The following is a 23,599-nucleotide window of genomic DNA, read 5'->3' as shown; positions in this document are numbered from 1 at the left end:
TGGCGGCGCTCAGCGCTGCACCAGGGTCATTTCAAAGCTGTACTGGTCGGCCCGGTAGACGTGGCGGCCGGTTTCCACCATGCGGCCGGTGTCGTCGACGGCGGTGCGTTCCATGGTGACGAGGGCGGAGCCGGGCACGGTGTCGAGCAGTGGCGCCTGGTAGCTGTTGGCCACCATCGCCCCGATGCGCTGCTGGGCCAGGCGGAAGTTCACTCCGGCGTTGCGCAGGATGGCGTAGAGGCCCTGGTCCGCCAGGGACGTCTCCTCAATGGCGGTGACGTCGTCGCGCACCCAGTTTTCCATGAGCGCCAGCGGCTTGCCGTCCACCTTGCGCAGGCGGGTGAAGTGGTACACCTTGGCGCCTGCCGGCAGTGCCAGCTTCTCGCAGATGACAGCGTCGGCATCGATGTGGGAAAACGTCAGGACATCCGTGGTGGGCTTGCTGCCCCGGGCGCTGAGGTCGTCAAAGAGGCTGGAGAGTTCCAGCGGGCGGCGCACCTGGCTGGCCACCACCTGGGTGCCCACGCCGCGCTTGCGGACCAGCAGGCCCGCCCGGACCAGCTCATCCATGGCCTTGCGCATGGTGGGGCGGGACAGGTTGAGGGCCGCGGCCAGGTCGATCTCGTTTTCCAGCTTGCTGCCGGGAACAAGGGTGCCGTCGTGGATGAGGTTCTCGATGCCCTGGACCACCTGGTGGTACAGGGGGATGGGTGAGGAACGGTCGATGCTGAGGTTGAGCGAGTTGGCCATGACGTACTCCTTGGGCAATGCCACGAAAACAGCGGGCGTGCTGGATGCAGCCTCAACTACCGTCGTCCATCATCCTATTGTCAGGACAAACTAATTGCAATGCGGCGGGCTATGCCCCGGCCTTCGCCGTCAGGGTCAGGACAACGGCTTCCGGCCGGCAGGCGAAGCGGAAGGGGGCCGTGCGGGCGGTGCCGATGCCGCCTGAGACGTTTACCGGCGTCGTGCTTCCCTTGAAGTCCCAGTCGTTCAGGCCCTTGGCGCGCCAGGTGGGGAGGTCGCAGTTGCTGACCAGGGCGCCGTAGCCGGGCAGGCAGACCTGGCCGCCGTGGGTGTGGCCGGCCAGGATCAGGTCCGCCCCGTCATCGGTGAAATGGTCCAGCACGCGCTGGTAGGGGGCATGGGCCAGGGCTATTTTGACGTGGGGCGCCTTGTGCTGGTTGGCGGAGCCGCGCGGCCAGCCGGCGTAGCGTTCCCGCTTCAGGTGGGGGTCGTCCACGCCGCTGAAGTCAAAGCGGATGCCCTTGAGCGGGATGGACTGGGCTCGGTTGGTCAGGTTTACCCAGCCGCCCAGCCCGAAGCCGGCATGCAGGGCCTCCGTGTCGAGGGCGTGCGGGGGCTTCTTGTCCGGCCCCGGAACCTTGGAGGGTCCGGAAAAGTAGCCCAGGGGGTTCTTCAGCCGGGGCGCGAAGTAGTCATTGGACCCCGGGACGAACACGCCGGGAAAGTCCATCAGGGGACCCAGCGCCTCGAGCAGGGGTGCCACGGCTTTGGGGTGGCTGAGGTTGTCGCCTGTGTTTACCACCAGGTCGGGCTGGAGCCCGGCCAGGCTGTGCAGCCACTCCGTCTTTTTCCGCTGGCCGGGGGAAAAATGGATGTCGGAGAGGTGCAGCACGGTGAACGGTGCGGCGCCGGCCGGCAGGATGGCCAGGGTTTCGTGGCGGATGGTGAACCAGTTGCGCTCAATAAAGGTCCCGTAGGCCACACATGCAGTGCCGGTGGCCGCCACCAAGCCCGCCGTCCTGCCCAGGGCGGCGAGGCGGGGGCGTGGTGTCGGGGACATTCAGGCTAGTCCTTCTTCTTGGGTGTGGGTGCCGGCGGCTTGGTGTTGTTGCCCTTGTCGTTGCCCGTATTGGGCGCCGGGGTCACTGGCGTTGGCGGTGCCACCACAATGGGGTTCACCATGCTGGCTGGCGGCGCAGGGAACGCGCCTGTGTCGAAGCTGCCCGCCACGGCGTTCATGTATCCCTGCCACGCCTTGCCGGCGTAGGTGGCGCCATCCACGTAGGGGATCCGGGTGCCGGCGATCAACTTGTCATTGTTGCCCCGGTTTTTGTTTTCCGGGCTGCCGAGCCAGGACGACGTGACGAGGCCCTTCGTGAAACCGGTGGTCCACGTCTGCTGGGAGTCGTTGGTGGTACCTGTCTTGGCGCCTGCCGGGAAGTTCAGGGGGATCTGGTAACCGGAACCACGCACCAGCACCTCCTGCAGCACCGACACCACGCCGGCGGCAACCTCCGGCTTGATGGTTTGCTTGCAATTGGCGCTGGGGACGGGGAATTTGTCACCCTTGGCGTTCGTGATGGACACCAGGGCAATGGGGTCGCAGTGCACGCCACCGGAAGCGAAGGTGGCAAATGCCGAAGCCATGGTCAAGGGGGCCACCTCGCCGCTGCCCAGCAGGCTGCTGGTGTTGGAGAGGTCGTAGGGTTTGTTCGGGTTCTCCCCGAGGTGGATGCCGGCCGCCGTCATCATCTTTTGGATGTTGCACAGGTCAAGCTTTGAGGCCGTATACATGGTGGCCGTGTTGAGGGAGTTGTACAGGCCCTCCCGTGCGGTCAACCGCCTGTACCAGCCCTCTTCCGCGTTTTGCAGGTCCGTGGAGCCAGGGTAGTTGCTGTCGTAGATGCCCTTGGAGGTGCCGCAGGTGTTGACCCAGGGGTATCCCACCGGGTACTTGCGCACCGAGGCGTCGACCATTTCGTTGATCTTATGGCCGTCGTTGAGCCACTCGGCGAAGGTGAAGGGCTTGATGGTTGAACCCACATCGAAGCCTCCGGCCCCGCCCAAGGACTGGCCCTTGGTGTCAACCCGGTCGACGGCGAAGTTGTAGTCACTGCTCCACTGGCCCTTGGGGGCGTTGATCTTGGTGTTTTGTGCCATGGCCAGGATTTTGCCGGTGAGGGGCTGGACCGTGACGAGTGCCTGGCCCACTTTGTCCGGGTTGTTGTTCATGGGCGTGAAGTTGGCAAACTGGGCCTGGGCCGCATCCTGCAGCTTCGGATCCAGCGTGGTCTTGATGGTCAGGCCGCCCTGGGCCAGCAGCTTTTCGCGGTCCGCCTTGGTCTTGCCGTAAACAGGATCATTGAGAATGAGGTTGGTGACGTACTGGCAGAAGTACTCGCCGCGGACGGCAGTGGCGCAGCCAGCCTGGTTCGGTGTGATCTTCAGGTCGATCTTGGCCTTGACGGCGGCGTCGTGCTGCTTTTTGTCAATCTTCTTTTGGTCCAGCATGCGGTCCAGTACCATGTTGCGGCGGGAAACCGCGTGGTCCGGGTTGGCGACCGGATCGTAGTAGGTGGGGCTGTTCACTACGCCGGCCAGCGTGGCGGCCTGGGGCAGTGTCAGGTCCTTGGCGTGGACGCCAAAGTAGTAGGAGGCAGCGGACTCGATGCCGTAGTTGTTGTTGGCAAAGTACACCCAATTCAGGTAGCCCTGGAGGATGTCGTCCTTGGAGTATTTCTTCTCCATGGCGATGGCCAGCTTGATCTCGCGGACCTTGTCGCCGGTGGTCTTGGCGGCACCGAGCTTGATCTTGTCCTTTTCACCATTGGCCGCATACGTCTGGATGATGACGTTATTCACGTACTGCTGCGTGATGGTGGAAGCACCCTGGCGGTCACCGCCCTGGGCCATGGCGGAGACGGCACGCAGCAGACCCTTGGTGTCAATGCCGCCGTGCTCGTAGTAGCGGGAGTCTTCGACGGCGATGATGGCGTTCTTCATGAACGGCGAGATCGCGGCAAGCTTCACTTCGGTGCGGTTTTGGTCATAGAACTTGGCCAGGACGGAACCGTCCGAGGCCAGCACCACCGACGACTGTGCGGGCACGCCCACCGTCATGTCGTCGGGAAGCTGGTCAAAGAAGTTGATGGAGGAGGTAGCTGTGTTGCCGGTCAGGGCCACCGCGGGAACCATGAGTCCGGCGATGAGGACACCACAAATAGAGCTCACGCCAAGGAAGAGCATTAATTTTCCGAGGGTGGTGGCGGTATCGAAAATGGGGTGTTTTTTTGCTGCCATTTTTCCAGTTTACCGGCAGGGGCTACGCTTTGAAGCATGACTAAATGGGAGTACGCTACGATTCCGCTCATAATTCACGCCACGAAGCAGATCCTTGACCAGTGGGGCGAGGACGGCTGGGAGCTGGTCCAGGTCATCGCCGGACCTGATGGAAACGGCCTTGTTGCGTACCTGAAGCGGGAGAAGGCATAACCATGGAATCCGCACAGAATCAAGGATCCGGACCCATTGAGGCCCGCCTGGCAGAGCTTGGCCTGGCGCTGCCGGCGGTGGCCGCACCCGTGGCCGCGTACGTCCCCGCAGTGATCTCGGGCAACCATGTCTACACCTCCGGACAGCTGCCTTTTGTTGATGGAAGTCTCCCGGCCACCGGGAAAGTCGGCGCTGAAGTTTCCGCTGATGACGCAAAAAAGTACGCCGCAACCTCCGCAATCAATGCCATTGCGGCGCTCAAGAGCGTCCTGGGCGACCTGGACCGGGTGGTCCGCATTGTCAAGGTGGTGGGCTTCGTCGCCTCCGATCCCGGCTTCACCGGCCAGCCTGGCGTCATCAATGGCGCCTCCGAACTCCTGGGCGAGGTATTCGGTGACGCAGGCGTCCACGCACGCTCCGCCGTCGGGGTTGCCGTGCTCCCCCTGGACTCGCCCGTCGAGGTTGAGTTGATTGCCGAATTCCAGTAGCACCCAGGCCCCGCGCCCGGCTGGCAAAAAGCGAATCTTTCCGCTGGATGCCAGCCAGGCCGAGGCCGCCCAGGCGTGGGTCGACTTTGGCGACCGCGCACCCAGCAAGCCGCGCCTCGCTTCCTCGGTGGTGCTGTTGAAGGACAGCCCCACCGGATTGCAGACCTTCCTGACGTACCGGCCGGGCGGATCGCCGCTGGGCCTGGTTGCCTTCCCCGGCGGCACGGTGGAAGCCGCGGACGACGACGTCACCGACTGGGTGGGCCCCTCACCTGCCCAGTGGGCCAAGAGCCTGGGCACCCCCAGTGTGGAGGTGGCCAAACGGCACGTGGTGGCTGCCATCCGCGAAACGTTTGAGGAAACCGGCATGCTGCTGGCCGGGCCGGACGCCTCCTCCCTGGTGGAGGACATTTCCGGGCCCGAGTGGATGAAGGCCCGCGAGGCTATTGCCTCCCAGGACACCACCTTTGCGGCCCTGCTGGAACGCCGAGGGCTGGCCCTGCGCACCGACCTGCTCAAGCCCTTGAGCCACTGGATGAGCCCGGACTTCGCCCACCGCCGTTTCGACACCCACTATTTTGCCGCAGCCCGCCCCGTGAACCAGGAACCGCAGCTGCTCAGCAGCAAGGGAGTCTGGGGCCGGTGGGCCTGCGCGGCCACTGTCGTGGAGGAGCGCCTCACCACCGCCCTCGGGGATGAGATCGGGCAGGACACCACGGTGGGGCTGCCGCTTGCCGAGCTGGTGGTGCCCGGGGTTGAAATCATCCTGGAGAAGCTCGGCGCCGCCCGCGGCTGCATTGCCTACCTCAATCACAAGCGGCCCATCAACGAATACAAGCCGAAATTGGTGGCCGGCGGCGACGGCTCGTTCCAGCTCGAAGTGCAGGCCACCCCCGCTTCCGAGGGAGCAGCCTGCCGCGAGCGGTAACCCCCTACCGATCCTCCCTCACCTTTCGCGGTGTTTGGGCCGATCCTCCCTCACCTTTCGCGGTGTTTGAGGGGACGCTCCCTGCCACGTCGCGGGAGCGTTGGCGATAAGTGCCCCGGTTGCAACCGAGCGTTGGCGAAAAGTGCCCCGGTTGCAACCGAGCGTCGAGAGGGAGGGAGGGAGGGAGGGGCCGGGATTAGCGGGAGCGCTGGCGCAGGCGGTTGACGTCCAGGATGACCACGGCGCGGGCCTCCAGGCGCAGCCAGCCGCGCTGGACAAATTCGGCCAGGGCCTTGTTGACGGTCTCGCGGGAAGCGCCCACCAGCTGGGCCAGTTCTTCCTGCGTGAGCTCGTGGGCCACCAGGATGCCGTCGGTGGCGGGGCGGCCAAAGCGGTCGGCCAGGTCCAGGATGGCCTTGGCCACGCGGCCGGGGACGTCGGAGAAGACCAGGTCGGACAGGTTGTCGTTGGTGCGGCGCAGGCGGCGGGCCAGGGCCTGCAGCAGCTGCATGGACACCTCGGGGCGGTTGCGCAGCAGGGCGTTGAGGGATTCGTTCTTCAACCCGGCCAGGCGGGTTTCGGAGACCGCGGTGGCGGTGGTGCTGCGGGGTGCCGGGTCAAAGAGCGCCATTTCGCCGAACAGCTCGCCCGGGCCCAGGATGGCGACAAGTGATTCGCGGCCGTCGGGGGAGGTGCGTCCCAGCTTCACCTTGCCGGAGACAATGAAATAGAGCTGGTCGCCCTGGTCGCCTTCACGGAACACCGATGCGCCGCGGGATAGGTCCACTTCAGCCAGCTCGTCTGTCAGCAGGCGGAAGGCCTCGTCGTCGAGGGTGGTGAAGAGTGGTGCCCGGCGCAGTACGTCGATGTCCATGAAAACTCCTTAAAGTGTGTATCTCATCAGTAGTGACCTGTTACTGATTCTTTCAGAACTTTGCGCGTTTTGTGACCAATTTGGCATCCGCGGCGTCCCGAGTGGGGATTTTACCGGATTCCGGCCAGCCGAACGCACGGTTTCGACCGGTACTATGTGGTTCTCGGACCCAATTGCGGTCCGGGCTGCTTGTGAATGGCGGAAGGGTTACATGTTCGGATTGTCCTGGCTCGATGCCGTGTTGGTCCTGTGGCTGCTCTGGCAGCTCATCTACGGGCTCAGTGCCGGCCTGCTGGTAAGCCTGGGCGGGCTGGTGGGCTTCCTGGCCGGTGCCGCGGCCGCGTTCTTTGCCGCGCCCTTCGCCAACCAGTACGCACCCGGGCCCGGCTGGCGGACCGCCGTGGTCATCGGCGTGACAGTGATCCTGATTGGCGTGGGCCACGCCGTGGGAATTCGGATTGGCCGGGCCATTGGCCGGCGGGTGAAGTCCGGCCCTGTGCGCACCGTGAACCGCCTCCTGGGCGGCGCCCTCAACGTCCTGGTGGGTGCCGCCGTGATCTCGCTGCTGGCCTTTGGCGTGAACAACTTGGGCATCCCGGCGGTCACCAAGCAGCTCAGCAGCTCCGTGGTGATCTCCAAGATTGACGCGTGGACGCCGGACCCCGTCAAGTCCGCCGCCGCGCAGCTGCGCTCCCTGGTGCTGCAGGAGGGCATCCCGCAAATCCTCAACCCCGCCGGCCCCAACGTGCAGGTGGCCGCCCCGAACTCCAGCACGGACACGCCGGCCTGGAACAATGCCGCCAAGTCGGTGCTGAAGATATCCGGCACGGCGTTCCAGTGCGGCCAGAACCAGACGGGCAGCGGGTTTGTCGTGGCTCCCGACAGGGTCCTGACGAACGCCCACGTGGTCTCCGGCGTTGACATGCCCATGGTCCAAACCCAAACCCAGGGCGCGCTGCGCGCCCGTGTGGTGTTCTTCGACCCCGTCAAGGACCTGGCCATCCTGGCCGTGGACGGACTGAACGTGCCGCCCCTGCCCACGGCTGCGAACCTCCCCGACAAGTCCGCCGCGGCCTTTGCCGGCTACCCCCTGGGCGGCCCGCTGCAGGTGCGCCCGGCGACTGTGATGACGTCCGGGCCGCTGCTCATCCCGGACATCACGGGCACCCAAAAATCCGTGCTGGATGTCTACCAGCTGGCCGGAAACGTCCAGTCGGGCAATTCCGGAGGACCGCTGCTGGATTCCTCCGGGCGTGTGGTGGGCGTGGTGTTTGCCAAGTCCACGACGTCACAGCCCGTTGGGTTTGCCTTCACGATGAATGAGGTGGGCCCTGTCATCAAGGCCGCGTCCATGCTTAGCAGCCCCGTTTCCTCCGGGGTGTGCAGCGTCAAATAGCGGAGTGCCACCTGCCGCAGGCGCCTACGGCAGCACCTTGTCCAGGTAGCTCACTGCCAGCACGTAGCCGTGGATGCCTGCGCCCACAATGACGGCGTCGCACACGGGCGACAGGTAGGAGTGGTGCCGGAATTCCTCGCGCTTGTGCACATTGGAGATGTGGACTTCCACGGCGGGAAGCTCCACGCCGGCCAGCGCGTCCCGGATGGCCACGGAGGTGTGGGTGTATGCCCCCGCGTTGATGATGATGCCCGCCGCCGTGCCGCGCGCGGCGTGGATGGCGTCAATGAGGTCGCCCTCATGGTTGGACTGGATGCACTCGGCGCTGAAGCCGGCGGCGTTGGCGGCCTCGATGGCCACCTGCGCCACATCGTCCAGGGTGGCACTGCCGTAGATGGCGGGTTCACGGGTGCCCAGCAGGTTCAGGTTGGGGCCGTTGAGGATGAGGAGTTCGCCGCGGCCTTCGCCTGTGGGGCCGGTCGTGGGGTCAGGAGTGGAAGTCATGGGTTAATAATGCACCACAAGCCGGGCCGCACCCGCCCGCGTGTCGAACCGGGCAGGGGCGCCCGGGGATAGGATGCGGCTATGGACACAAGGTGGGTGCCGTGATGGGGAACCTGGCGGCGTGGGGCCGGGACTGGCTGCCGGTCATCTCCTCTACGGGCGTGTTTGTTACGGCCGTGGTGGCGTACCTGGCCTACCGCCAGGCTCTCGACGCCGGCCGCCGGGACCAGTGGTGGGCGCGGGCGCAGTGGGCCATTGAGTCCGCACTGGATCCGGCCGGAAATCGCCGCCTGCCCGGCCTGGTGGTGTTGACCAGCCTGAAAACGAGCAAGCTGGCCACGCCCCAGGACGCGGCCCTCTTCGACACAATTGCCCGCAGCATCCAGGCCGAGCTGGCCGCCGTCGGGCCTTCCGCCGTCGGGCCTGCCGGCGTGCCCCGCAGCGAAACGGCGGAGCCCGTGCGGACGCAGCCGGACGGGGATCTGCTGGCCCAGGCGGCACAACTGCTGGCGGCCAGGGCGGATTCTGCCGCAGCGCCCCGCAAGCCGGCACCGAGCCCCATTAGCGGGCCGTGACCTCCAGCAGGATGGCCTGTTCCGGGTTCAGGATGGGCATTGGCAGCCCGGCCGCGGCCAAAAAGCGCCCCGTGGCCTCCACCCCGCCGGACATCCATGGCGGTGCCGCCTCCTGCAGGAAAGGGTGTCCGCCCGTGCCCGGGTACACCGCCTCCACCCGGTAGCTGGTGTCCGGTAGCAGGCCCGGGATCGCCACCCGGCCAGGCCGTTCCGAGAACGACGTCGACACCGCCGCGAGCGCGAACAGCGCCCGGGTGCCGTCCCCGGCCACCACCCCGTGGAGCATGAGCGAAGGGTCCGGGATGTCCGCTCGGACCATGGTGCCGCCGTGGATGAGGTCCCTGTGCTTTTTGTACAGGCCGATCACCTGCCGCAGTTCCTCCCGGTCCGTCCCGGTCACCTCGCGGATGTCCCATTCCATGCCAAAGTGCCCGAACAGCGCCGTGATGGCGCGGAAGGCCAGGCTGTGGGTGCGCCCCGTGGTGTGTGCCGTGGTCGGCCCGATGTGCGATCCCACCAGCTCGGGCGGGACCACCATGGACGTCCACCGCTGGATGGTTTGACGTTCCAGCGCGTCATTGCAGTCTGAGGCCCAGACCCTGTCTGTCCGCTCCAGGATGCCCAGGTCCACGCGGGCCCCGCCGGAGGAGCAGCTTTCAATCTCCAGCCCGGGGTGGGCGGCCTTGAGGGCCTCGAAAAGCCGGTAGGCGGCGAGTGTCTGGCGGTGGACGCTGGGACGGCCATGGTGGCCCATCTCGGGCAGGTCCCGGTTTTGGTCCCACTTCAGGTAGGCGATGGGGTATTCGGTGAGCAGTGCGTCCAGCCGGTCAAAAACGTACTGCCATGCCTCCGGATTGACCAGGTCCAGCACCTGCTGGCGGCGCCATTCAAGCGGCAGCCGGGACCCGGCGTCGTGCCTGGGGACGGGGCCGGCAATCCAGTCGGGGTGGGCGCGGGCCACGTCGGAATCGACGTTGACCATCTCCGGCTCCACCCACAGGCCGAACTGCATCCCGCGCGAGGTGACGGCGTCCACCAGCGGGTGCAGCCCCTCCGGCCAGACGCCGCTGTCAACGTACCAGTCGCCCAGGCCGGCGTGGTCGTCGCGGCGGTGGCGGAACCAGCCGTCGTCGAGCACAAAGCGTTCCACGCCCAGCTCCGACGCCGACTCCGCCAGCTCTGTCAGCACGCCCAGGTCATGGTCGAAGTAGACGGCCTCCCAGGTGTTCAGCACCACGGGCCGCGGCGTGGCGGGGTGGTGCGGCCGGGCCCGGAACCAGGCGTAAAACGCCTCGGAAATGCCGTCAAGGCCGCGGTCCGAGTAAGCGGCAAAATACGCGGGCGTCGAGTAGCTTTCGCCGGGGGCCAGCACCACCTCGCCGCTGCCCAGGAGTTCGGCCGCGCCCAGCACGGTGCGCCCGTCCGCCGTGGCATCCACAAACTGCTCATGGTCCCCGCTCCAGGCAAAGTGGCCGGCCCAGACCTGCCCGTGGCGGTTGCCGAAGCCGGCCGAACCCACGGCCATCAACAGGGACGAATCGTGGCCCGTGCGGCCGTGCCGGCCGCTGCGCACCCAGGTTCCCTGCTGGACGGGATGGCGCTGCGGGTGCCGCTCCCGGCACCACCGGCCAGTCAGGTCCAGCACCTCGGTGCCGGCCGGCCCCACCGGCAGGCCGATGCCCAGCTCGTCCAGGGCGAACGGCCCTTGTGAGGTGTTGGCCAGCGTGTGGCCGACCTCCAACAGGCCGCCCGGGTGGAGGCGCAGCGACGTTGTCAGCTCCAGGCCGAGGTCCGGGTCGGCCTGGGTGATGGTGGCCGAGGTCGCGTCGGAGTCGGCCCCGACCAGGCGGAGGCGGGGCGAGAATCCTGCCCCGCCCGCGTCGCCGGGCCCGCTTCCGGCGGCAGCTGCCAGGCTGTGCCCCCGCAACCCGGGCCTCCCCAGCCAGCCGGAAGACGCCTGCGGGAGCAGCCCCAGCACAACGGGGGAGTCGAAGGAGGAGTGTGGAACGGCGTCGGGCAGCAATGCCGGATCTGGGAGGCGCCCGCCAAGGTCGGCGCCCCAGTGCAGGATTTCCGGGGTGCCGCCGTCGAGCCCCAAGAGAAGGGAGGTCCCGCCCTGGCGCAAGTGAATGGATGACACGTGTGGCTCCTGACTGGGTGGGTTAAGACTGTGCGGCCAAGGATTCGGGTGAATGCGTGGCAATGCCGACCAGCCGGAGCTTGCCAACGTGCTCCCGCAGGATCCGCTGTGCCTCCAGGCCCAGGGCGTCGTCGCTGATGACCTCGTCCACGTCCTCCATGGCGGCGATGGTGCTGATGCCCACTGTGCCCCACTTGCTGTGGTCGGCCAGCACCACCACCCGGCGGGCCGCTTCGATGAGGGCCCTGTCCATCTCGGCTTCGAGGAGGTTCGGCGTGGTGAAGCCAGCCACCTCATCCACCCCGTGCACGCCCAGGAACAGGATGTCCAGGTGCAGGGAACGGACCGACTGGGTGGCGATGGGACCGACCAGGGCGTCCGACGGCGTACGCTCGCCGCCCGTGAGAATCACCGACACGCGCGAGCCGGCACCTTGAAAGACATCGGCGATCTTGACGGAGTTCGTCACCACAGTCAGGTTCTTCCGGGAGCTCAGCGCCTTGGCGAGGGCCCAGGTGGTGGTGCCGGCGCTGAGACCAATGGCCATGCCGTCGTGGACCAGCTGCACGGCTGCCTGGGCGATGGCCTTCTTTTCCTGGGTGCTTTGCGTGGACTTGAGCTCGAAGCCTGGCTCGTGGGTGCCTGCATCGCCCGGCAGCTTGGCGCCGCCATGGATCTTCTGGACCAGGCCGGCGTCGTCCAGGGCCTCAATGTCCCGGCGGACGGTGACCACGGAGACGCCGAGCAGCTCGGCCAGGTCGGCGACCCGCGCCACGCGTTCACGCGCCACGATGGCCACAATTTCAGTGCGGCGGACGTCGGCAAGCATGGGCACCTCCTCTGTTCGGGGGAGGGGATCGCCCGCCCCGCTTTTCATGTGCTGTGAAGATTTCATCCGCGACGCTTAGCCCTTGCTGGAGCCGAGGGTGAGGCCGGCGACGAAGTGGCGTTGCAGGACGAGGTAGACGACCAGGGTGGGGATGACGGTGATGGTGGCGCCGGCGGCGAGGAGGTTGTAGTTGGAGAGGAAGGTGCCCTGGAGGTTGTTGATGGCGGTGGTGACGGGGAGCCTGTCGCCGCTTTGGATGAAGAGCAGCGGCCAGAAGTAGTCGTTGTAGATGAAGATCAGTTCCAGGGTGGCCAGGGCGGCGATGGCCGGCCGGCACAGGGGCATGATGATGGAGACGTACTGGCGCCAGATCCCCGCACCGTCCACCAGTGCCGCCTCCGTCAGGTCCGCGGAGAGCGCCTTCATGTAGTTGGAGAGCACGAAGGTGCAAAAGCCGATCTGGAAGGCGGTGTTGGCGATGATGACGGAGAGGTAGGTGTTCAGGAGGCTGCCGGAGTCACTGAACCAGTAGGGGAGCTGGATGAGCTTGAACATTTCAAACAGCGGCGTGGCCAGCACCTGCGGCGGGAGCAGGTTCCCGGCGGTGAACATGATCAGCAGGGTGACGTTGAATTTCCAGCTCACCCGGCTCACCGCGAAGGCCATCATGGAACTGCACAGCAGCACCAGGATGATGGTGGGGATGGTGATGATGAGCGAGTTCATGAAGTAGCGCGGGAACCCGCCCTGGGTCCAGGCGGTGGCGAAGTTGTCGAAATTGAACGCGCCGCCGAGGCTGAAGTAGCCGTACTTGTCGGTGTCAGCCTTCGGGCGCAGGGCCGTGAACAAGGCCCAGCCCAGGGGGACCATCCACATGACGGCCATGACGGTGAGGAAGAGGTGGGTGCCGTAGTGGGGGCGGCTGCGGCCGGTCCGGCCTGTGGCGGGGCGGGCGGGCCTTGTGGTGGTGGAAGCAGACATTAGAACTTCTCCTTCCGGAAGGTGCGGGAGAGGTAGATGGTGATGGGGACCAGGGAGATGACGAGCAGGATGACGGCGAACGCGGAGCCGATGCCGATGGACTGGCCCTCCCCGATGAGGTAGGTGATGACCAGGGCGCTGATGAGTTCCAGGCCGTTGGTGCCTTTGTTGATGACCCAGACCACGTCAAAGGCGCGGAGGGATTCGATGATGGTGATGACCACGATGACGATGTTGATGGGGGCCATGGCGGGGAAGACGATGCGGAAGAAGGTTTGGGTGGCGTTGGCCCCGTCCAGGGACGCGGCCTCCTTGAGGGAAGCGTCCACTCCCTTCAGTCCGGCCAGGTAGAGGATCATGACGTAGCCTGCGTGGCGCCAGGTGGCGGCGACCAGGGCGGCCCAGATGTTGATGCTGGAGTTGCCGAACCAGTCAACGGCTGCCGGGGTGCCGGCGGTGCCGAGCAGGAAGTTCAGCAGGCCGTTGTCCTTCTGGTAGAACAGCTGCCAGATGATGCCGACCAGGGCCAGGGAGAGCATGACGGGGACGAAGAAGATGCTCTGGTAGATCTTGGAGCCGCGGATCTGCTGGTCCAGCAGCACCGCCAGCAGCAGGCCCAGCGGGGTGGCGATCACGGCCAGGAACAGCAGCCACAGGATGTTGTGCTGCACGGCCGGCCAGAACGCCGGGTTGTCGGTAAAGACGTAGCTGTAGTTCGCCACCCCGGCAGCCCGGATGTCCGAGAGGGACAGCCCGTTCCACCGGGTGAAGGAAAGGAAGACCGAAAGCAGGGTGGGAATCCAGACAAAGGCCAGCTGCACCAGCGTGGGGATGCCCACCATGATGCCAAGGACCACCTTGTCCCGCCGGGACAGGCGTCGCACCCGACCGGACATCCTGCGGGGGCGTGCTGGTGGTTTTTGGCCGGCGTGGGAGCCGCGGCGGGCTGAATCGGAAAGTTCGGTTGGCGTGCTCATGGCGGCAAACTCGTTTTCTCGCAGTGATTGCTTGAAGGTGGCGATTGCGGCGGCGGTGGCGGGCGGAGGGAACCGCCCGCCACCACCACACGGGTGTTACTGGGCGGCGTAGAGCGCCTTGGCCTGGGACTCCAGGTTCTTCACATCGATGGTGCCGTCCTTGATGAAGCCCTGCAGGGCCGGGATCATGACGTTGTTTGCCATGGCCGGCAGGGCGTCGCGGTCGAAGAACTGGCTGATGCTCTTGGCGTTGGCGATGGTCTCGGCACACTTCTTCGTCAGCGGCGAGAACGTGGAGGTGTCCGCGCCCTTGGCCGTGGCAATGTTGGAGGGGTCCACCTTGGCGTAGGCGTCCTGGCCCTCGGGGCTGCCCATGAACGCCAGGAAGTCCCGGGCGGCCTGGTTGTTGCCGCCCTTCTTGGAGAGCAGCAGCCCGTCGATGGGTGCCTCCACCGCGTCCTGGCCCTCCATCGCGATCTCCGGGAATGGGAAGAAGTCGATGTCATCCAGGATGGTCTTGTCCGTGTACTGCTGGGTAACGAAGGAGCCCAGCAGGAACATGCCGGACTTCTTCTTGCCCATGTTGATGGCGCCGTCCTGCCACGTCATGCCCAGTGCCGCCGGGTTCTGGTACGGCAGCAGCGCCTTCCAGGTGTCAAAGACGTCACTGACCTTCTTCTGGTCCCAGGATTCCTTGTGGGCCGTCAGGTCCATGTGGAACTGGTAGCCGTTCAGGCGCATGTTGATGTAGTCGAAGGTGCCCATGGCCGGCCAGCCGTCCTTGTCGGTGAACTCGATCGGGACCAGGCCGTCGGACTTCATCTTCGCGCACAAGGTCTTCAGCTCGTCAAAGGTCTTCGGCACCGCGTAGCCCTTCTCGGCCCAGACACTCTTGCGGAAGAAGAAGCCCCACGGGTAGTTGTAGTTCGGCACGAAGTACATCTTCCCGTCCGGGCCCGTGGAAGCCTTCTTCATGCCGTCGGAGAAGTTCGCGCCGATCTTCCCCCACACGTCGTCAATGGGGGCCAGCAGGCCCTTGCCGGCGTAGTACTGCATGCGGTAGCCGGCGAACCAGGTGAACGCATCATCCGGGCTGCCCTGCAGGTACGTGGAGATCTTGTTCTGGAAGTCGTTGTGCGGCACCACGTTGGTGGTGACCTTGTCCTTGGTCTTGGCCGTAAACGCATCCGTGACTGCCTTGTACGCGGCCTTGGGGACATCGTCCGAGGACCCCGAACCAAACGTCAAAGACGTTGACGCCGAGGCCGACGCCCCCGGGGCCGAGCCGCCGGTACAAGCAGCCAGCAACGGAATGCCGGCTGCGCCCACGGCGCCCACGCCGAGGGTCTTCAAAAGGGTGCGGCGGTCAAAACCGGGGCGGATGATGCCGTTGGCAGACCGTTCTTCGTTGATAGACATGATTTCTCCCTTGAAAGCACAAGCCTGTGAAGTGGATCACATGAATCAATCATGAAACTACAAAAAAGAAACGTCAAGTGCAAAAGAGAAACATTTCGATCACGCTTTTGTGGCCTTGGATGGCGACGGCATGTCCCGGAGGCCTGCGGAAAAGGCTTTCCTTGTGAGCTGGCGCGGGCATTCGCAAAAGGCGCCCGCAACGGCGGCGCCCGCCCCCAGGAGGGGCGGGCGCCGTAACATTCGGCCCTGGCGGGTTGCTGTTCCCTGGAGGCTACTTCGCAAAGAGGTCGTTGACCTGCTTGTTCGCATCCGTCAGGGAGCTGGCGGGTGACTTGCCGGCGAGGACTGAGTCCATGGCCGGCTTCATGATGGCGTCGATCTTGGCGGCATTGTCGGTGATCGGGAACAGGAAGGTGGTGCCGTCCTTCACTTGCTGGGTGAACGCGCTGACGTCGGTGCCCTTGGCGGCGAAGGCCTTTTCGGCCAGGTCCGAGGAGGTCTTGATGGCGGGGAACACCACGGCCTTGCCGGCAACCACGTCCTGGCACTTGGGCGAGGCGAGGTATTCGACCCACTTGGTGGCGCCGGCCGGGTTCTTTGTCGAGGCGGAAATGGAGTCCGCCAGGCCGTTGAACATGCTGGAGCGCTTGCCGTCAACGCCGGTGGGGGTTGGTGCGATGCCCACCTGGACGCCCTTGTAGCCGGAGTACTGCCCGATCATCCAGTCGCCGTTGGTGTTGATGGCTGCCTTTCCGGCTCCGAAGGTGTCGGCCACGGAGGCGCCGACGGTGGTCTCCAGCTTTGGCATGTAGCCCTTGTCGGCCAGTGAGGTCCACCAGGCAATGGTCTTTTGGAACTTCGGGTCGTCGTAGTTGTACTTGGTTCCCCAGGGGTTCTTGTCCGTGTGCGTCCAGCCGGTGGTGCCGGTCAGGAAGCTCCACTCCGTCTGCCCCTGGCCAGAGCCGCTGCCGGCCAGGCCCAGTCCGTAGACGGCCACCTTGGTCTTGTCGAAGCCGGCCTCGTCGCCCCGCTTGCCGTTCTTGTCCACGGTGAGGTGGGCGATCGCCTTCTCATACGTGCCGCCGTCGTCCGGGTTCCAGCTGAGCTTGGCCATGTCCGCGTCGCTGAGGCCGGCGGACTTGGTCATGGCCTTGTTGTAAAACAGGCCCACGGTGTCCCAGTCCTTGGGCAGGCCGTAGCGCTTGCCGTTCTGGCCCACCCACAGGTCGGCCAGGCCGGGGATGAACTGCTTCAGGTCCACCTTGTCGGTCTTGACGGCCTCATCAAGCGGCAGCAGTTGGTGCTTGGCCACAAAGTCGGGGAACTTGGAGAGGTGGTCGGTGAAAACGTCCGGGGCGGTGCCGGCGACGAACGCGTTGGTCAGGGTGGACCAGTAGTCGTCCCAGCCGCGCTGGGTGATCTTGACGTTCAGGTCCGGGTTGGCCGCGTGGAAGTCCGTGGCGCACTGCTGGTAGGCGGGGAGTTGGTTGGCGTCCCACAGCCAGTAGTTGATTTCACCGCTGGCTGACGCGGATGACCCGCCTCCGCAGGCGGTCAGGGACAGGGCGACGGCGGCCAGTGCGGTGGCGGTGGCGAGGGTTTTCTTCATGGCGGGGCCTTTCGTAGGGTGTGGTGCCGGGGCTGCTTGGTGGAGGTGGTGCGTGCTACTTGATGCCGGAGAATCCGATGGAATTGACCACTTTTTTGCCGAAGGCGAGGAACAGGAGGAGGATGGGCAGCGCGGCAACCAGCGTTGCAGCCATGAGCCCGCTCCAGTCGGGGGCGCCCTGGGGGGATTGGGACTTGAAGACGCTCAGCCCCACGGTGAGGACGCGCACTTTCTCGTCCTGGCCGACCAGCAGCGGCCAAAAGTAGTCGTTCCAGGCGGCGATGAAGGTCAGCAGGGACAGGGTGGCAATGGGGCCCACGGCGTTGGGGGTGACGATTTGGAAGAAGATGCGCAGGTGGTTGGCCCCGTCCAGTTTTGCCGCCTCCTCCATTTCCCGGGACATGCCCAGGAAAAACTGCCGCAGGAAGAAGATGGCGAACGGCGTCATGAGCATGGTGGGCAGGGCAATGCCGAGGAAGGTGTTGAGCAGGCCCAGGTTCTTGATCAGCAGGAAATTGGGCAGTGCGGTGAAGATCGGCGGGACCAGCAGGGTGGCGAGGAACAGCGTGAACACCTTGTCCCGGCCGCGCCACTGCAGACGGGCGAAGGCGTAGGCGGCCAGGGCGCTGAAGAAGACCTGGGCCACCGTGATCATGGTGGAGACCACGAATGAGTTGCGCAGGTACAGCCAGAAGTTGATGGCCGCCCCGGAGCCGCCCTGCGCGATGGCCTCTTCGGGGCTCTGCATCCCGAACACCCGCTTGAAGGCGCCCCAGCTGAAATCGGCCGGCAGCAGGCTGGCGGAGTTTGCCGCGAGGGAGTGGTTGCTGGAGAGTGCGGTGCGGATCATCCACAGGAATGGGACCACAGTCACCAGGATGGCCAGGATCAGGACCGCCCAGGCGCTGACACGGCCCCAGCTGACGGGTCGCCGCGGGTGCCCGGTGGGGGATGCCCGACGGCGGGTGCCCCGGTTTGCGGGGCCGGCAAGAACGGCTTCGCGACGTTGAGTAGTTGTCATGTGGTGCTCCTAGCCCAGTTCGGATTCATTGCCGCGCAGGAATTTCATCTGCAGGAATGCCACGACCCCAAGGATCGCGAAAAGGATGACGGAAAGCGCTGACGCGTAGCCGAAGTCCTGCTCCGTGAACGCCTTGTCGTAGATGTACAGCTGGATGACGCGGGAGGCATTGACCGGACCGCCGCCGGTGGTGACGGCCACGGTGTCAAAGATCTGGAAGGAACCGATCACAGTGACAACAAGGACCAGCACCATGACGGGGCGCAGCAGGGGCATCGTGATCTTCCAAAACGTCTTCCAGGGGCCGGCGCCGTCAAGCGCGGCAACTTCGTAGACATGGTGGGGTATGGCCTGCAGGCCGGCAAAGAGCAGCAGCGCCGTGTAGCCCATGTGGCGCCAGACGTTGATGAAGGCAATGGTGGGGATGGCCCAGGTTCCGCTGCCGAAGAAGGCGACGCGGGGCAGTCCCAGCCATTCGATCACCTGGTTGACGATGCCGATCTGGTAATCCAGCATCCAAAACCACAGCAGCGCCACGATCACATTGGCAATCAGGTACGGCAGCAGGAGCGCGCCGCGAACCAGTGTGGACTTGGCCACGTGGTACATCAGCAGCGCCAGCCCCAGGGCAAAAATGGTCTGGAAAACAATGTTGATCACCACGTATTCGCCGGTGACCGCCATGGCGTTCCAGAACAACTTGTCCTGTGCGATTTTCACGTAGTTCGTCAGGCCGATCCAGACGGGACTGCCGAAGAGGTCGTAGCTGGTGAAACTGAGGTACAGGCCGCGGATGGTGGGGACCAGGTAAAACACAATGAAGCCCACCATGGCCGGTGCAATGAATATCAAGGCCGTGGTGAGGTCGGATTTGCCGCGTCGCCCGGATTTGAGGACCGGGGCCGCGGTATGGGTGAGCGCCGGGATTTCGGTGGTGGCCATCGGCGGGCTCCTTTCTCGGTTGTGATGCAGATAACACGTAATTGAGGAATCTACACGAGTAAATTCTGATGTGCAACAACTAATTTCAGCGCCGAAAAATCGAGGTTAATGCAGATAATTCAATTATTGACACGAGTAGATAATTGTGTGAGTATTCGTGGAGCAGTGTTCCACGTCACCAGAAGGGTTCCCCATGTCAGTCACCATTGGAATAGTCGGAGCTGGCCAGTTTGCCGGCCAGTTTGCCAAGCTTTACAAGCTGCACCCGGATGTCTCCGGCGTCACCGTCACGGACATCCTGCCGGAACGGGCCACCGAGCTAAATGAGCGCCTCTCCCTTGACGGGACCGTGGCTGACTTTGACGCCATGCTGGCATCAGACGTGGACGCCGTCGCCATCTTCACCCAGCGCTGGACCCACGGGCCGCTGGTGGTCAAGGCCCTGCGCGCCGGCAAGCATGTGTACTCCGCCGTTCCCATGGCCGTCTCCGAGGAGGAGATCGCCAACATCATCGAGGCGGTCCGCGAGACGAAACTGACCTACATGATGGGTGAAACCAGCTACTACAACCCCGCCACGGTTTATGCACGGGGCAAGGCGGCCGAAGGGGCATTCGGCCGTGTCTTCTACGCCGAGGGCGACTACGTCCACGACATGGACCTCGGTTTTTACGAGGCCTACCAATACAGCGGCGGCGAGCAGTGGAAGAGCACCGCCAGCTACCCGCCCATGCTTTATCCCACACACTCCGTGGGCGGCGTCCTTGGCGCCATCGACTCGCACGCCGTCAGCGTCAGCTGCATCGGCGTGAAGGACCAGCGCGCCGACGGCGTCTTCGACAAGGACGTCAGCCAGTTCAACAATGACTTCTCCAACGCCACGGCGCTGTTTGAACTGAACGACGGCGGCGCCATGCGTATCAACGAAATGCGGCGCGTGGGCTACCCCTGCCACATCCGCGAATCGCGCTTCCGCTATTTCGGCACCGAGGCCAGCCTGGAGCAGCTGGCGGAAGTCAGCGTCTGGCAGGACAAGGAATCCGTTACGGACATTTCCGCGGACCTGGCCACCCACGCCACCATGGAGGCCGACGACGCCTCCCTGGCCCATGTTGCCCCCGCCCTGAGGGACGCGTTCATGTCCGGCCACGCACAGGTGCATGATGTGTCCAGGCTGCCCGGCGAATACGCCGGTGCACCCAACGGCCATGAAGGCAGCCACCACTTCCTGGCGGATGACTTCGTCACCGCCGTGAAGAATGGCACGCTGCCCCCTGTCAATGCCTGGGTGGCGGCGCGCTTCACCCTGCCCGGCATCGTGGCCCACGAATCAGCCCTGCGTGGAGGTGAGCGCCTGCCGATCAACGACTTTGGCGCTGCGCCGGCGCAATTGTAGCTAGCATTGGCACCATGACTGAATCGGCGGCGCGACCCCCGCACACAGCGGTGACACGCAAGGATGTGGCACGCTACGCGGGCGTCAGCGCCGCCGTCGTCAGTTATGTGGTCAACAGGGGGCCGAAGAACGTTTCACCGGCCACCGAGGCCCGCGTGCGGGAGGCCATTTCCGTGCTTGGCTACCGCCCCAATGCCGCGGCCAGGGCGTTGAAGCTGGGCTCCAGCCGCCTCCTGGGCCTGGTGGTGCCCGACACCAGGAACCCGTTCTTCACCGAGCTGGCCCACGCCGTCGAAGAGGAAGCCAGGGCTTTGGGGTACGCGGTCCTGATGACCAACTCGGACGGCACCATGGACAGGGAACGCGCCCACATCCGCAACCTGGCCGCCCGGCAGGTGGACGGGGTGTTGCTGGCCAGCAACCTGTTTGACCCTGACCTGGGTGAACTCCAGGCCGCGTCCATACCAGCGGTGCTGCTGAACACAACCAGGCACGCGGCTGGGTTCGCGACGGTGGGCACGGATCTGCGGGCGGGCGCCAGGGCCGCCGTCGAACACCTCATCGGCCACGGCCACACCAGCATTGCCCTGGCAATGGGGAGCAATGTATCGGGGGACACCGACGGGCGCGAACTTGGCTGGCTTGATGCGCTGGCTGCGGCCGGGCTGCCGGAAGGACCCATTGTCCGCAGCCTGTTCACGCGCGACGGCGGCTATGCGGCCGGGAAGCGGCTGCTTGCCTCGGCCGGCCAGCCCACAGCCGTCTTTGCCAGCTCGGACATGCAGGCCGTCGGCATCCTGCGGGCGCTCAATGAGGCAGGCGTGGCGGTACCGGGGGAGATGGCCATGGTTTCCTTTGACGGATCCACCGATGCCGAGTACTGCTGGCCCCCGCTGTCCACCGTCAAGCAGCCTGTCCGCGAAATGGCAGCGGCCGCGGTCGGCGCGCTGGTGGGTCAGCGTGACCCAGCCGGGCCCGCCCACATTGTCATCCCCTCGGTGCTGGTGGTGCGCCGCTCCTGCGGCTGCCCCTAAGCCGGCTTTAACAAACTGTGGCGCGGTGGTTGCTGACATTCAGCGACCACCGCGCCACAACTTTTTAAGGGTTAGGCCTTTAGCGAGTCCGAGATCTGGTTCATCACGGTGTTGTCCGCCAGCGTCGAGGAATCCCCGGCCTCGCGGCCCTCGGCAATGTCCTTGAGCAGGCGGCGCATGATCTTCCCGGAACGCGTCTTGGGCAGTTCCGGGACCACCAGGATGGTCTTGGGCTTGGCGATCGGGCCGATCTCGTGGCCCACGTGGTTGCGCAGGGTGGTGACAATGTCAGGGTCGTCCACGGCCGAGCCGCGCAGGATCACAAACGCCACGACGGCCTGGCCGGTGGTCTCGTCCGCGGCACCGACCACGGCGGCCTCCGCGACGGACGGGTGGCTCACCAGGGCCGACTCGATCTCGGTGGTGGAGAGGCGGTGGCCGGAAACGTTCATGACATCGTCCACGCGGCCCAGGAGCCAGACGTCGCCGTCGGCGTCCTTCTTGGCGCCGTCGCCGGCAAAGTACATGTCGTCGAAGCGGGCCCAGTAGGTGGACTTGTAGCGTTCGTTGTCCCCCCAGATGCCGCGCAGCATGGCGGGCCAGGGCTCGCGGATCACCAGGTAGCCGCCGTGGCCGTCGGGCACCGAGGCGCCGAGCTCATCCACCACGTCCACGGCGATGCCTGGCAGCGGCGTCTGGGCGGAGCCGGGCTTGGCGGAGGTGACGCCGGGCAGCGGGGCGATCATGATGGCGCCGGTTTCGGTCTGCCACCAGGTGTCCACCACGGGGGCCTTGTCCGCACCAATCACGCGGCGGTACCACATCCACGCCTCGGGGTTGATGGGCTCGCCCACCGAACCAAGGACACGGATCGAGGAGAGGTCGTACTTGGCGGGGATGTCCTCGCCCCACTTCATGAAGGTGCGGATCGCCGTGGGTGCCGTGTACAGGATGGAGACCTTGTACTTTTCCACAATCTCCCAGAAGCGGCCCTGGTGCGGGGAATCCGGGGTGCCCTCGTAGATGACCTGGGTGGCGCCGTTGACGAGGGGCGCGTAGGTGACGTAAGAGTGGCCGGTGACCCATCCGACGTCGGCCGTGCACCAGAAAACATCCGTCTCGGGGTGCAGGTCAAAGACCGCCTTGTGGGTGTAGGCCGTCTGGGTCAGGTAGCCGCCGGTGGTGTGCAGGATGCCCTTGGGCTTGCCGGTGGTCCCGGAGGTGTAGAGGATAAACAGCGGGTGCTCGGCGGGATGCCCGACGGCGGTGTGTTCGGTGGATGCCGTGCTGACGGTGTCGTCCCACCAGAGGTCGCGGCCTTCAACCCAGTTGACGTCCTCGCCGTTGCGTTTGACCACCACAACGTGCTCTACGGTGTGCCCGGGGGCGGTGAGGGCTTCGTCCACGGCGGGCTTGAGGGAGCTGGGCTTGCCGCGGCGGAAGGTGCCGTCTGCGGTGACCACGAGCTTGGCCTCGGCGTCGTCAATGCGGCTGCGCAGTGCTTCGGCGGAGAAGCCGCCGAAGACCACCGAGTGGATGGCGCCGATCCGGGCGCAGGCCAGCAGGGTGATGACCGCCTCGGGGATCATGGGCAGGTAAACGGCCACGCGGTCGCCGCGGGACACTCCCAGGGCCTCGAAGGCGTTGGTGGCCTTTTTGACCTCTTCGGTGAGCTGCGCATACGTGTACGTGCGGGTGTCGCCGGGCTCGCCCTCAAAGTAGATGGCGACGCGGTCGCCGTTGCCGGCTTCCACGTGGCGGTCCAGGGCGTTGTAGGAGGCGTTGAGCTCGCCGTCGTCGAACCAGGTGGCGAACGGCGGGTTGCTCCAGTCCAGCGTCTTCGTGAAGTCCTTGGTCCAGGAAAGCAGTTCGCGGGCCTGCTTGCCCCAAAAGGCCGCGCGGTCGGCGTTGGCTGCCTCATACTCCCCGGCCTTGACGACTGCATTGGCGGCGAAATCGGCGCTGGGCGGAAACTGGCGGTTCTCCGTCAGGAGATTTTCCAGCGCGTCGCCATTGGATTCTGCCGCTGTGGTGGTGTCCTCGGACATCTTCTAACCCCTTCATTCCTTCTATACGGATGCTGCGCACCATGGGTTCCGGCACGGTGGAAGTGCCCGGTTGTGGTGGTGGCGGCACAACGTCGTGTTCCAGCTTTTACTGTATCGCCTGCCGGGGTTTAACGTGTTTGCGGTCACAACAATACGGGCCAAGCGGGGTCATATCTGCGCTCAAATGCACCCGCAG

21 protein-coding genes are annotated in these 23,599 nt (G+C 65.3%); 7 read left to right on the top strand and 14 right to left on the bottom strand.

Going from position 1 to position 23,599, the window contains the following annotated elements:
• Positions 1-9: 9 nt before the first annotated feature.
• The 3 genes from G6N77_RS15110 to G6N77_RS15100 form a co-directional block, all read right to left on the bottom strand.
• Positions 10-750: a GntR family transcriptional regulator gene (locus G6N77_RS15110; protein WP_165183000.1), complete on the bottom strand. Its 741-nt coding sequence runs from the start codon at positions 748-750 to the stop codon at positions 10-12.
• Positions 751-859: 109 nt separating this feature from the next.
• Positions 860-1,810 (bottom strand): metallophosphoesterase, encoded by a 951-nt coding sequence (locus G6N77_RS15105; RefSeq protein ID WP_165182999.1) that lies wholly within the window; start codon positions 1,808-1,810, stop codon positions 860-862.
• 5 nt (positions 1,811-1,815) lie between these two features.
• The gene (locus tag G6N77_RS15100; protein ID WP_165182998.1) at positions 1,816-4,050 is read right to left on the bottom strand and encodes a transglycosylase domain-containing protein; all 2,235 of its coding nucleotides are present in this window, start codon (positions 4,048-4,050) and stop codon (positions 1,816-1,818) included.
• A gap of 36 nt (positions 4,051-4,086) precedes the next feature.
• On the opposite strand from G6N77_RS15100, the gene G6N77_RS15095 reads away from it, so the two are divergent.
• Genes G6N77_RS15095 through G6N77_RS15085 form a run of 3 tightly spaced genes read left to right on the top strand, consistent with a single transcriptional unit; the run spans position 4,087 to position 5,658 of the window.
• Positions 4,087-4,242, top strand: a complete 156-nt coding sequence (locus G6N77_RS15095; protein WP_165182997.1) for a Sp36 family protein — start codon at positions 4,087-4,089, stop codon at positions 4,240-4,242.
• Between the two features lie 2 nt (positions 4,243-4,244).
• On the top strand, positions 4,245-4,730 hold the full coding sequence (locus tag G6N77_RS15090) for a RidA family protein (protein ID WP_165182996.1): 486 nt from the start codon (positions 4,245-4,247) through the stop codon (positions 4,728-4,730).
• The gene (locus tag G6N77_RS15085; protein ID WP_370875218.1) at positions 4,714-5,658 is read left to right on the top strand and encodes an NUDIX hydrolase; all 945 of its coding nucleotides are present in this window, start codon (positions 4,714-4,716) and stop codon (positions 5,656-5,658) included. The genes G6N77_RS15090 and G6N77_RS15085 overlap by 17 nt, the downstream gene beginning before the upstream one ends.
• A 196-nt stretch (positions 5,659-5,854) precedes the next feature.
• Here the strand turns inward: G6N77_RS15085 and G6N77_RS15080 are convergent, their stop codons facing one another.
• Positions 5,855-6,532 (bottom strand): Crp/Fnr family transcriptional regulator, encoded by a 678-nt coding sequence (locus G6N77_RS15080; protein ID WP_165182995.1) that lies wholly within the window; start codon positions 6,530-6,532, stop codon positions 5,855-5,857.
• Positions 6,533-6,743: 211 nt separating this feature from the next.
• Here G6N77_RS15080 and G6N77_RS15075 point away from each other — a divergent pair, with 211 nt between their 5' ends.
• Positions 6,744-7,928 carry a MarP family serine protease gene (locus G6N77_RS15075; RefSeq protein ID WP_165182994.1) on the top strand — a complete coding sequence of 395 codons (1,185 nt, stop codon included), beginning with the start codon at positions 6,744-6,746 and terminating at the stop codon, positions 7,926-7,928.
• A 24-nt stretch (positions 7,929-7,952) separates the two neighbouring features.
• On the opposite strand, the gene aroQ is transcribed toward G6N77_RS15075, so the two are convergent.
• Positions 7,953-8,432 carry a type II 3-dehydroquinate dehydratase gene (gene aroQ, locus G6N77_RS15070; protein ID WP_165182993.1) on the bottom strand — a complete coding sequence of 160 codons (480 nt, stop codon included), beginning with the start codon at positions 8,430-8,432 and terminating at the stop codon, positions 7,953-7,955.
• 101 nt (positions 8,433-8,533) lie between these two features.
• Between aroQ and G6N77_RS15065 the strand changes: the two genes are divergently transcribed.
• Positions 8,534-9,007, top strand: a complete 474-nt coding sequence (locus G6N77_RS15065) for a hypothetical protein (protein ID WP_165182992.1) — start codon at positions 8,534-8,536, stop codon at positions 9,005-9,007.
• Here G6N77_RS15065 and G6N77_RS15060 read toward each other — a convergent pair.
• From G6N77_RS15060 to G6N77_RS15025, 8 genes are all read right to left on the bottom strand, one after another.
• A complete protein-coding gene (locus G6N77_RS15060) occupies positions 8,994-11,147 on the bottom strand; it encodes an alpha-galactosidase (RefSeq protein WP_165182991.1) in 2,154 nt (717 codons plus the stop codon). The genes G6N77_RS15065 and G6N77_RS15060 overlap by 14 nt on opposite strands.
• A 22-nt stretch (positions 11,148-11,169) precedes the next feature.
• Entirely contained in the window at positions 11,170-11,976 is an 807-nt protein-coding gene (locus tag G6N77_RS15055) for a DeoR/GlpR family DNA-binding transcription regulator (protein WP_165182990.1), read from the bottom strand.
• Between the two features lie 75 nt (positions 11,977-12,051).
• Complete coding sequence (locus G6N77_RS15050) at positions 12,052-12,957, bottom strand: carbohydrate ABC transporter permease (RefSeq protein WP_165182989.1); 906 nt, start codon at positions 12,955-12,957, stop codon at positions 12,052-12,054.
• Positions 12,957-13,934, bottom strand: a complete 978-nt coding sequence (locus G6N77_RS15045; protein WP_165182988.1) for a carbohydrate ABC transporter permease — start codon at positions 13,932-13,934, stop codon at positions 12,957-12,959. The genes G6N77_RS15050 and G6N77_RS15045 overlap by 1 nt, the downstream gene beginning before the upstream one ends.
• Positions 13,935-14,030: 96 nt before the next feature.
• A complete protein-coding gene (locus G6N77_RS15040; protein ID WP_165182987.1) occupies positions 14,031-15,353 on the bottom strand; it encodes an ABC transporter substrate-binding protein in 1,323 nt (440 codons plus the stop codon).
• A 271-nt stretch (positions 15,354-15,624) separates the two neighbouring features.
• Positions 15,625-16,962, bottom strand: a complete 1,338-nt coding sequence (locus G6N77_RS15035) for an ABC transporter substrate-binding protein (protein WP_165182986.1) — start codon at positions 16,960-16,962, stop codon at positions 15,625-15,627.
• Positions 16,963-17,017: 55 nt separating this feature from the next.
• The gene (locus tag G6N77_RS15030) at positions 17,018-17,983 is read right to left on the bottom strand and encodes a carbohydrate ABC transporter permease (protein WP_165182985.1); all 966 of its coding nucleotides are present in this window, start codon (positions 17,981-17,983) and stop codon (positions 17,018-17,020) included.
• 9 nt (positions 17,984-17,992) lie between these two features.
• Complete coding sequence (locus G6N77_RS15025; RefSeq protein WP_165182984.1) at positions 17,993-18,925, bottom strand: carbohydrate ABC transporter permease; 933 nt, start codon at positions 18,923-18,925, stop codon at positions 17,993-17,995.
• Positions 18,926-19,118: 193 nt separating this feature from the next.
• Between G6N77_RS15025 and G6N77_RS15020 the strand changes: the two genes are divergently transcribed.
• Together G6N77_RS15020 and G6N77_RS15015 are read left to right on the top strand one after the other, a co-directional pair.
• Complete coding sequence (locus G6N77_RS15020; RefSeq protein ID WP_165182983.1) at positions 19,119-20,321, top strand: Gfo/Idh/MocA family protein; 1,203 nt, start codon at positions 19,119-19,121, stop codon at positions 20,319-20,321.
• A 14-nt stretch (positions 20,322-20,335) separates the two neighbouring features.
• Positions 20,336-21,355: a LacI family DNA-binding transcriptional regulator gene (locus tag G6N77_RS15015; protein WP_165182982.1), complete on the top strand. Its 1,020-nt coding sequence runs from the start codon at positions 20,336-20,338 to the stop codon at positions 21,353-21,355.
• A 71-nt stretch (positions 21,356-21,426) separates the two neighbouring features.
• On the opposite strand, the gene acs is transcribed toward G6N77_RS15015, so the two are convergent.
• Positions 21,427-23,403: an acetate--CoA ligase gene (gene acs, locus G6N77_RS15010; protein WP_165182981.1), complete on the bottom strand. Its 1,977-nt coding sequence runs from the start codon at positions 23,401-23,403 to the stop codon at positions 21,427-21,429.
• Positions 23,404-23,599: the final 196 nt, after the last annotated feature.

The sequence above is a fragment of the Arthrobacter silviterrae genome (assembly GCF_011045165.1).
Lineage (GTDB): Bacteria > Actinomycetota > Actinomycetes > Actinomycetales > Micrococcaceae > Specibacter > Specibacter silviterrae.
This window is presented reverse-complemented; position numbering and strand designations above follow the sequence as displayed.